The 9,220-nt window shown below is 67.9% G+C and carries 5 protein-coding genes; all 5 read right to left on the bottom strand.

Features of this window, described 5'->3' with window-relative positions:
* Window positions 1–254, bottom strand: a 254-nt coding sequence (locus WAE60_RS22720) for a biotin/lipoyl-containing protein (protein ID WP_337688990.1), incomplete at its 3' end; no start/stop codon positions are given.
* A 61-nt stretch (window positions 255–315) separates the two neighbouring features.
* Window positions 316–3,279 carry a 2-oxoglutarate dehydrogenase E1 component gene (locus WAE60_RS22715; RefSeq protein ID WP_029911087.1) on the bottom strand — a complete coding sequence of 988 codons (2,964 nt, stop codon included), beginning with the start codon at window positions 3,277–3,279 and terminating at the stop codon, window positions 316–318.
* Between the two features lie 173 nt (window positions 3,280–3,452).
* A complete protein-coding gene (sucD, locus tag WAE60_RS22710) occupies window positions 3,453–4,337 on the bottom strand; it encodes a succinate--CoA ligase subunit alpha (protein WP_029911084.1) in 885 nt (294 codons plus the stop codon).
* Between the two features lie 2 nt (window positions 4,338–4,339).
* Window positions 4,340–5,539, bottom strand: a complete 1,200-nt coding sequence (gene sucC / locus WAE60_RS22705) for an ADP-forming succinate--CoA ligase subunit beta (protein WP_029911082.1) — start codon at window positions 5,537–5,539, stop codon at window positions 4,340–4,342.
* 262 nt (window positions 5,540–5,801) lie between these two features.
* Window positions 5,802–9,113, bottom strand: a complete 3,312-nt coding sequence (locus tag WAE60_RS22700; RefSeq protein ID WP_337688986.1) for a glycosyltransferase — start codon at window positions 9,111–9,113, stop codon at window positions 5,802–5,804.
* Between the last annotated feature and the right edge of the window lie 107 nt (window positions 9,114–9,220).

Here is a 9,220-nt window from a genome sequence, read left to right as displayed (position 1 = left end):
GGAGCAGCGGTCGCGGCGCCGCCTTCGGTCACCACGCCCAGCACCGTGCCCGGCACCACGGTCGCGCCTTCCTCGGCGGCGATCGAGGCCAGGACGCCGTCGGCCGGAGCCACGACTTCCAGGCTGACCTTGTCGGTTTCCAGTTCGACGAGCAGCTCGTCCTTCTTCACCGCCTCCCCGGCCTTCTTGGTCCAGCGCGCCACCGTCGCTTCGGTGACGGATTCGCCGAGGGCGGGGGTCATGATGTCGGCCATGTGGGGTTCCGATTGTCTCGTGTTCAGGTCGGGCGGGTTCAGATCAGGCAGGACGAAGCGATCAGGCGAACGCTTCGTTCAGGAAGGTCTCGAGCTCTTTCATGTGACGGCTCATCAGACCCGCGGCCGTGGAGGCCGAGGCCGGACGGCCGACGTAACGGGCGCGCTTGGCCTTCACGTTCAGCTTGTCGAGCGTCAGCTCGATCCACGGATCCACGAAGGTCCAGCCGCCCATGTTCTTGGGTTCTTCCTGGCACCAGACCAGGTCGGCGTTCTTGAAGCGGCCCAGCAGCTGCATCAGCGACTTCATCGGCCACGGATAGAACTGCTCCAGGCGCACGATGTAGACGTCGTCGCGGCCCAGCTTGGCGCGCTGGTCGATCAGGTCGAAGTAGACCTTGCCCGAGCAGGCGATGACGCGCTTGATCTGATCGTCGCTCTTCAGGGTGACGCCGCCGACGTCGCAGCCGGCCTCGGCGCCGTCCACCATCACGCGGTGGAAGCCCGAACCCTCGGTGAAGTCCGACAGGTTCGAGACGGCGCGCTTGTGGCGCAGCAGGCTCTTGGGCGTCATGACGACCAGCGGCTTGCGGAACTCGCGGTGCATCTGGCGACGCAGGGCGTGGAAGTAGTTGGCCGGCGTCGTGCAGTTGACGATCTGCATGTTGTCTTCCGCGCACGACTGCAGGAAGCGCTCGAGGCGCGCCGAGCTGTGCTCGGGGCCCTGGCCTTCGTAGCCGTGCGGCAGCAGCATCACCAGGCCGCTCATCCGCAGCCACTTGCGCTCGCCCGAGCTGATGAACTGGTCGATCACCACCTGGGCGCCGTTCACGAAGTCGCCGAACTGGCCTTCCCACAAGGTCAGGGTGTTCGGGTCGGCCAGCGAGAAGCCGTATTCGAAGCCCAGCACCGCCTCTTCCGACAGGGCCGAGTCGATGACCTCGTAGTGGGCCTGGCCGGCGCGGATGTTGTTCAGCGGCGTGTAGTGCTCTTCGGTCTTCTGGTCGATGACGTCGGAGTGGCGCTGGGTGAAGGTGCCGCGGACCGAGTCCTGACCCGACAGGCGGACCGGGAAGCCCTCGTCCAGCAGGGTGGCGAAGGCCAGGTGCTCGGCGGTGCCCCAATCGATGCCTTCGCCCTTCTCGATCGCCTCGCGGCGGTTCTCGATGGCGCGCTTGACGGTCTTGTGGGCGTCGATGCGGTCCGGGACGGTCGTGATCTGGCGACCGATCTCCAGCAGGCGGGTCTTGGGGAAGGCGGTCTTGCCGCGACGGTCTTCGTCGCCCGGCAGGGCCAGGCCCTTCCACTTGCCGTCCAGCCAGTCGGCCTTGTTGGCCTTGTAGCCCTTGCCGGCCTCGAATTCCGTGTCGAGGAAGCTCTCGAATTCGCTGACCCAGGCGTCGGACTCGGCCTGGGTGATCACGCCCTCGCCGATCAGGCGGTTGGCATAAAGCTCGCGGGTCGGCGGGTGCCCCTTGATCTTGGCGTACATGATCGGCGACGTCATGGTCGGGTCGTCGCCTTCGTTGTGGCCGAAGCGACGGTAGCAGAACATGTCGATGACCACGTCCTTGCCGAACTTCTGCCGGTACTCGGTCGAGACCTTGGCGGCGAAGACGACGGCTTCGGGATCGTCGCCGTTCACGTGGAAGATCGGGGCCTCGACCATCAAGGCCACGTCCGACGGATACGGGGACGAGCGCGAATAGCGCGGGCTGGTGGTGAAGCCGATCTGGTTGTTGACGATGAAGTGGATGGTGCCGCCCGTGCGGTAGCCCTTCAGGCCCGACAGGGTGAAGCACTCGGCCACCACGCCCTGGCCCGCGAAGGCCGCGTCGCCGTGCAGCAGCAGCGGCAGCACGTGGCCGCGGCCGGCGTCGGGCTGCTCGCGCAGGGTGAAGGCCTGCTTGGCGCGGGCCTTGCCGATCACCACCGGGTTGACGATCTCCAGGTGCGACGGGTTGGCGGTCAGCGACAGGTGGACCTTGTTGTCGTCGAACTCACGGTCCGACGAGGCGCCCATGTGGTACTTCACGTCGCCCGAACCCTCGATGTCCGAGGGCACCGACGAACCGCCTTGGAATTCGTGGAAGATCACGTGGTAGGGCTTGCCCATCACGGCGGCCAGCACGTTCAGGCGGCCGCGGTGCGGCATGCCCAGGACGATGTCCTTCACGCCCAGCGCGCCGCCGCGCTTGATGATCTGCTCCATGGCCGGGACCATGGCCTCGCCGCCGTCCAGGCCGAAGCGCTTGGTGCCGGGGAAACGCTTGTGCAGGAAGCGTTCGAAGCCCTCGGCCTCGATCAGCTTCTTCAGGATGGCGACCTTGCCCTCCTTGGAGAACACGATCTCCTTGTCGCGGCCCTCGATGCGCTCCTGCAGCCAGGCCTTCTCGGTCGGGTCCGAGATGTGCATGTACTGCACGCCGACGGCGTCGCAGTAGGTGCGGCGCAGGATCGTCAGGATCTCGCGGATCGACGAGGTCTCCAGACCCAGCACGAAGTCCAGGAAGATCGGGCGGTCGTAGTCGGCTTCGGCGAAGCCGTAGGTCGCCGGGTCCAGCTCGGGGGCGGCGGGCTTGGGTTCCAGGCCCAGCGGGTCGAGGTTGGCGGCCAGGTGGCCGCGCATCCGGTAGGCCCGGATCATCATGATGGCGCGCAGGCTGTCCAGCGTGGCGGCGCGGACGGCTTCGGCGGACGAGCCGGGGGCCTTGGCCTCGATGGCCTTGGAGACCTTGGCCTCGACGGCCGGGGCGACGGTCGGCCACTGGCCGTCGATCGCCGACAGCCAGTCGGGACGCAGGGCCGGGGTCGGACGCGGGGTCCAGGCCGGATCCTTGGCGGCGGCCTTGACCTGGTCGGCCTGGTCCGAGAGCGTGGCGAAGAAGGCGGCCCAAGAGGGCTCGACCGATCCGGGGTTCTCCGCCCACCGGGCGTAGAGATCTTCCACGAATGCCGCGTTGGCTCCGTAGAGGAACGAGGTCTCGGTCAAGACCTGATTGATGATGCCTGCGTCGTCCGCCATCGTCTTTGCCTTACGATCCTTTTACGCCACTGCTTAGTGCCGTTGCGTAAATATAGTCTCTCAATCACCGGACGCCCGTATAACGAACGGGGCCCAGGTGATTTTTTCGGATCGTCGACTGGCGGTCGCAAAAAACCTGGGCCCCGCGCGGGGCGGGGTTTCGGTGTCGTCTGTTAGCCCTTGAGCACCTCGAGCAGGGTCTCGCCCAGCTTGGCCGGCGACGGCGAGACGCGGATGCCCGCCTCTTCCATCGCCGCGATCTTGTCCTCGGCGCCGCCCTTGCCGCCCGAGATGATCGCGCCGGCGTGGCCCATGTGACGGCCGGGAGGAGCCGTGCGGCCGGCGATGAAGCCGACCATGGGCTTCTTGCGGCCGCGCTTGGCTTCGTCCTTCAGGAACTGGGCCGCTTCTTCCTCGGCCGAGCCGCCGATCTCGCCGATCATGACGATCGACTTGGTGGCTTCGTCGGCCAGGAACAGCTCCAGCACGTCGATGAACTCGGTGCCCTTGACCGGGTCGCCGCCGATGCCGACGGCCGTGGTCTGGCCCAGGCCCGCGTTGGTGGTCTGGAACACGGCTTCGTAGGTCAGGGTGCCCGAACGCGACACGACGCCGACCGAGCCTTCCGAGAAGATCGAGCCCGGCATGATGCCGATCTTGCACTGCTTGGGCGTCAGGACGCCGGGGCAGTTCGGGCCGATCAGGCGCGACTTGCTGCCTTGCAGGGCCTTCTTCACGCGCACCATGTCCAGCACCGGGATGCCTTCGGTGATGCAGACGATCAGCGGGATTTCCGCGTCGATGGCTTCCAGGATCGAGTCGGCCGCGAAGGGCGGCGGGACGTAGATCACCGAGGCGTCGGCGCCGGTGGCTTCCTTGGCTTCGCCGACGGTGTCGAACACCGGCAGGCCGATGTGCGTCTGGCCGCCTTTGCCGGGGGTGACGCCGCCGACCATCTTGGTGCCGTAGGCGATGGCCTGTTCGGAGTGGAACGTGCCCTGGGCGCCGGTGATGCCCTGGCAGATGACCTTGGTTTCAGAACCGATGAGGATCGACATGATTAGCGAGCACCCTTCACGGCCGCGACGATCTTCTCGGCGCCGTCAGACAGATCGTTGGCGGCGATGACGTTCAGGCCGCTTTCCGAGATGATTTTCTTGCCGAGTTCGACGTTGGTGCCTTCCAGGCGGACCACCAGCGGAACCTTCAGGCCGACTTCCTTCACGGCGGCGATGACGCCTTCCGCGATGATGTCGCAGCGCATGATGCCGCCGAAGATGTTGACCAGGATGCCCTTCACGGCCGGGTCGGCGGTGATGATCTTGAAGGCCGCGGTGACCTTCTCCTTCGAGGCGCCGCCGCCGACGTCCAGGAAGTTGGCCGGCTCGGCGCCGTACAGCTTGATGATGTCCATGGTGGCCATGGCCAGGCCGGCGCCGTTGACCATGCAGCCGATCTCGCCGTCCAGGGCGATGTAGGCCAGGTCGTACTTCGAGGCTTCGATTTCCTTGGGGTCTTCTTCGCTCTCGTCGCGCAGGGCGCGGATGTCCGGGTGGCGGAACAGCGAGTTGCCGTCGAACGACAGCTTGGCGTCCAGGACCCGCAGGTGGTCGTCGGCGGTGACGATCAGCGGGTTGATCTCCAGCATGGCCATGTCCTTGGCCAGGAACGCCGTGTAGAGCTGGGTCAGCAGGGTGGCGGCTTCCTTGGCGAGGCCGCCGGTCAGGCCCAGGGCCTTGGCCAGGGCGCGCTGGTGGGTCGGCCACACGCCCGTCGCCGGGTCGATCGAGAAGCTATGGATCTTTTCGGGGGTGGCGTGGGCCACGTCCTCGATGTCCATGCCGCCTTCGGTCGAGGCGACCACCGAGACCATCGAGGTCTCGCGGTCGACCAGCAGCGACAGGTAGAATTCCTTGGCGATCGCCGCGCCCTCTTCGATGTAGAGGCGGTTGACCTGCTTGCCCTTGGGGCCGGTCTGGTGGGTCACCAGCACGCGGCCGAGCATTTCCTCGGCGTTGGACTTGACGTCGGCGACCGACTTGACGACGCGGACGCCGCCCTTGGCGTCGGGGCCCAGGCCCTCGAACTTGCCCTTGCCACGGCCACCGGCGTGGATCTGGGACTTCACGACGAACACCGGACCGCCCAGCTTTTCAGCGGCGGCCGCGGCCTCCTCGACGGTGAAGGCGGGATAGCCGCGCGGAACGGGAGCGCCGAACTCTGCGAGGACGGCTTTGGCTTGGTGTTCGTGGATGTTCATGAGGGACCGGTCTCGACGACGGCTTCTGAAAATTGTGGCCGGGTTATAGGAGCGTGATTTCGCAGGCGCAACCGCGCTTGGACCGATTAATCAGCCTATCTGAAAAAGTGGGGTTCTGTCGCGCAAGCCCGGAACCGCTTGGACTTTTTCACCGAACATCGGCTTCCCAAGGGTCAAGCCGCCCTCATCCCGTCCACAAAAAAGGTACCGCTACCACTCGCAGGAGCGAATGACAGCCTTGTCATACCCCCTGGGTTGCCGATCACTTGACCGTCGCGGTCGCCCGACGCTCGAGTTTTCCCCAGCCCACACGTCCGCCGCGCGCCGCCGTCAGCACCGACTTGACCACCACGTAGTACATCAGCTGGCGGTAGCCGAAGCGCTGGACGGGCAGGTACGGCAGGTCGGCCCAGGGCGCGCGTTTCTCCAGGGCCATGCCCAGGGCGCCGGCCGACAGGTCGACCAGGATGAACACCGCCCAGTAGAGCAGCCCCCGGATCGTGTCGTCGGGCGACCACTCCACGGGGTGGGCGACGGCGCCGTAGAGACCCGAGATCAGGCTCCAGACCACCGCCAGGTCGACCAGGGGCGCGGCCACGGCCAGCAGGATCTGGAACAGCCAGATCTGCGGCAGGGCCACGAAGCCCAGGGCGGGCGTCTTGGGATTGAACAGCGCCGCGCGGTGCTTCCAGACGCACTGCAGGGTGCCGAACGACCAGCGGAAGCGCTGCTTCAGCAGGCCGCTGACGGTGTCCGGCGCCTCGGTGAAGGCCTGGGCCGAGGGGTCGAAGGCCACCTTCCAGCCGGCGCGCTGGCAGGCGATCGTCAGGTCCTGGTCCTCGGCCAGGGTGTCAGCCGGATAGCCGCCCAGGTCGTCCAGCACGCTCTTGCGCCAGGCCCCAACCGCGCCGGGCACCACGGTCACCGCGCCGAGGGCGGCCAGGGCGCGGCGCTCCAGGTTCTGGGCGGTGACGTATTCCAGGGCCTGCCAGCGGGTGACGATGTTCAGGCGGTTGCCGACGATGGCGTTGCCGGCCACCGCCCCGATCCGGGGATCCTGGAACCAGCGGACGAGGCGTCCAATGGTCTTCGGCGGGAAGAGCGTGTCGGCGTCCAGGGCCACGACATAGTCGCCCTTGGCCACGGCCAGGCCGCGGTTGACCGCCCGCGCCTTGCCGCCGTTCTCGAAGCTCAGCAGCGTCACGCGCGGATTGTCGCCGTGGGCGCGGCGCACCTCCTCGGCCGTGTTGTCCTTGGAGCCGTCGTCGAGGACCAGGACCTCGATGTTCCTCCACTCGGACTCCAGGATCCGCGACACCGAGGCGGCGATCACCTTCTCCTCGTTGAAGCAGGGGATCAGCACGCTGACCAGCGGGCCGGTCGCGGGGTCCAGGTTCTCGGGGCTCTCGTGCGTCCAGCGGTGGACCAGGGCCAGGCAGGCCAGGAACACCAGCCGCGCCAGGCCCAGGGCGATGGCGGTCAGGAACAGGGTGGTCAGCAGCACCTTCAGTCCCCGGAACAGGCCGAAGCCCAGCCGGTCCAGCGCCAGGGCGATGGGGTCGCGGTCGCTCTTGGGCATGGCCTGCTCGGGCGTCATGCCCGCCAGCTCGCCGACCGTCACCAGGCGGTAGCCACGCGCGCGGATCTGGTCGATCAGCTCGGGCAGGGCCTTGACGGTGTTGGCGCGGTTGCCGCCGGCGTCGTGCAGCAGCACCACCTGGCCGGGCCGGTCGCCGGGGTGGTCCAGGCGCTCCAGCGTGCGGTCGATGATCGTCTGGGGCGGGGGCTTCTGCCAGTCGTCGGTGTCGATCCGCAGGCCGACCGCCAGATAGCCCAGGGTCTGGGCCGACAGCAGGGGCGTGACCTCGTGCGGCGTCGACGGCTCGGCGTCGCCGAAGAACGGCGGGCGGAACAGGCGCATCGAGCGGCCGGTGATCACCTCGAACAGCCGCTGGGTGGCGTTCAGCTCGACGTCGGTCTGGGCGACGGGGATTTCGCCGATGTTGGGGTGGGTCCAGGTGTGGCTGCCCACGTCATGGCCCTCGGCGACCTCGCGCTTCACCAGGTCGGGCCGGTTCTGCATGTTCTCGCCGATCACGAAGAACGTGGCCGGGGCGTTCTTTTCCTTGAGGATGTCGAGGATCTTGGGCGTCCAGCGCGGGTCGGGGCCGTCGTCGAAGGTCAGGGCCACCAGGCCGGGCTTCTGGCCGTAGCGCTGGATCACGTACGAGCTGGGCAGGACGTCGTAGGTCTGGTCGGCGATCAGGCCGGTGTCGGGGTCGAACTCCAGCGACCGCTTGCCGGGGGTGGGCAGGTTGGTCACCCGCAGGACCTCGCCGCCGCCGTCGAAGTCCACGCTCTGGCCGGCGGGGATGCTGGTCAGGGCCTGGGCCGAGGCCTGGCCGTAGGGCTTGCCCAGCACGCTCCAGACGCCCGGGTCCTCCATGCCCATCCGCCACAGGCCGTAGCCGCGCGGCTTCCAGGCGTCGGTGACCTTGACCTCGTTGAACAGGGTCGCCGCGTCCAGGAACCAGACCACGTGGCCGTCGCCGTTGTCGTCGGTGTAGGTGTAGGTCGGGTTCAGGGCGTCGTCGTCCATGTCGATGGTCGCGTCGGCGTCCTGGGCGTTGCGGATGGCCTCGTGGAAGGTGGCCGGCGCGCCCGAGGCGGGGGTCCCGTCCTTCTTCAGCGTCCAGTCGTAGCCGTAGGCGCCCAGGGCCAGGATCGTGCGGCCCGGGTCCAGCTTGGCGAACCGCTTGGCCAGTTCGCTCTCGTACCAGTCCTGGCCGGCGTTCGGCCCGGGATCGCCGCCGGCGTAGTGCTGGTCGTAGGCCATCAGCACCAGGGTGTCGGACGAGTCCTGCAGCGCCTTCAGCGGCCAGCCCTGCTCGTCGAACGGCGCGGTGACCCAGACCTCGCGGCCCTGGGGCTTGAGCACCGCCCGGGCCTCGTCCAGCAGCTTGGGATAGTTGGCCAGCCCCTTGGGCGACAGGTTCTCCAGGTCGAAGACATAGCCGCCGTAGCCGCGCCGGACGGCCAGGTCGGCCAGGCCGGCGATCAGCTTGGCCCGCGCCTGGGGATTGGCCAGCAGGGCGTCGCCCAGCGGTCCGTTGAAGGCGGCGTTGGCCGAGTTGTGGACCAGGGGCAGCACGGCCGGATGGTTCGGGGCGGCGGCGATCCGGGCCACGCCCTGCGGGTCGTCGTCCACGGCGATGTCGCCGCCGGGGCCCTTCAGCGCCACCCACTGCGGCGAGACCACGTCCAGCTTGTCGATGTTGCGGCGCAGGGACTCGCGGGAGTCCTCGTCCCAGCTGACATAGAAGCCGACGCTGATCGGCCGCGACTGGGCCGAGCCCCCTTCTCCCCCTTGGGTGGCGCTCGCCGTGGGGCGGGGCACCTTGCGCCAGTCCAGGTTCGGCTTCAGCCGGTGCGCCGATTCCTTGTGCAGCGACGACAGGACGTGCGGGTCCTTCAGCGTCACCGAGGGCAGGCGCGGGGCGAAGGCCAGGGTGGCCAGGAAGGCGGCGACGATCGCCGCCAGGGCCGACAGCACGATCCCCAGGATCAGCCGCATCCTCCGGTCCCGCCGCCCGGTGGGGTCATGGAAGATATGCCGGTCGTCACTGCCCATGGTCGCGGTCCCGCGTTCGTCAGCGGGCTCTTGTAACCTGAACGTGTCGG

It is taken from the genome of Caulobacter sp. CCG-8 (genome assembly GCF_037402475.1).
Classification (GTDB): Bacteria; Pseudomonadota; Alphaproteobacteria; order Caulobacterales; family Caulobacteraceae; genus Caulobacter.
This window is presented reverse-complemented; position numbering and strand designations above follow the sequence as displayed.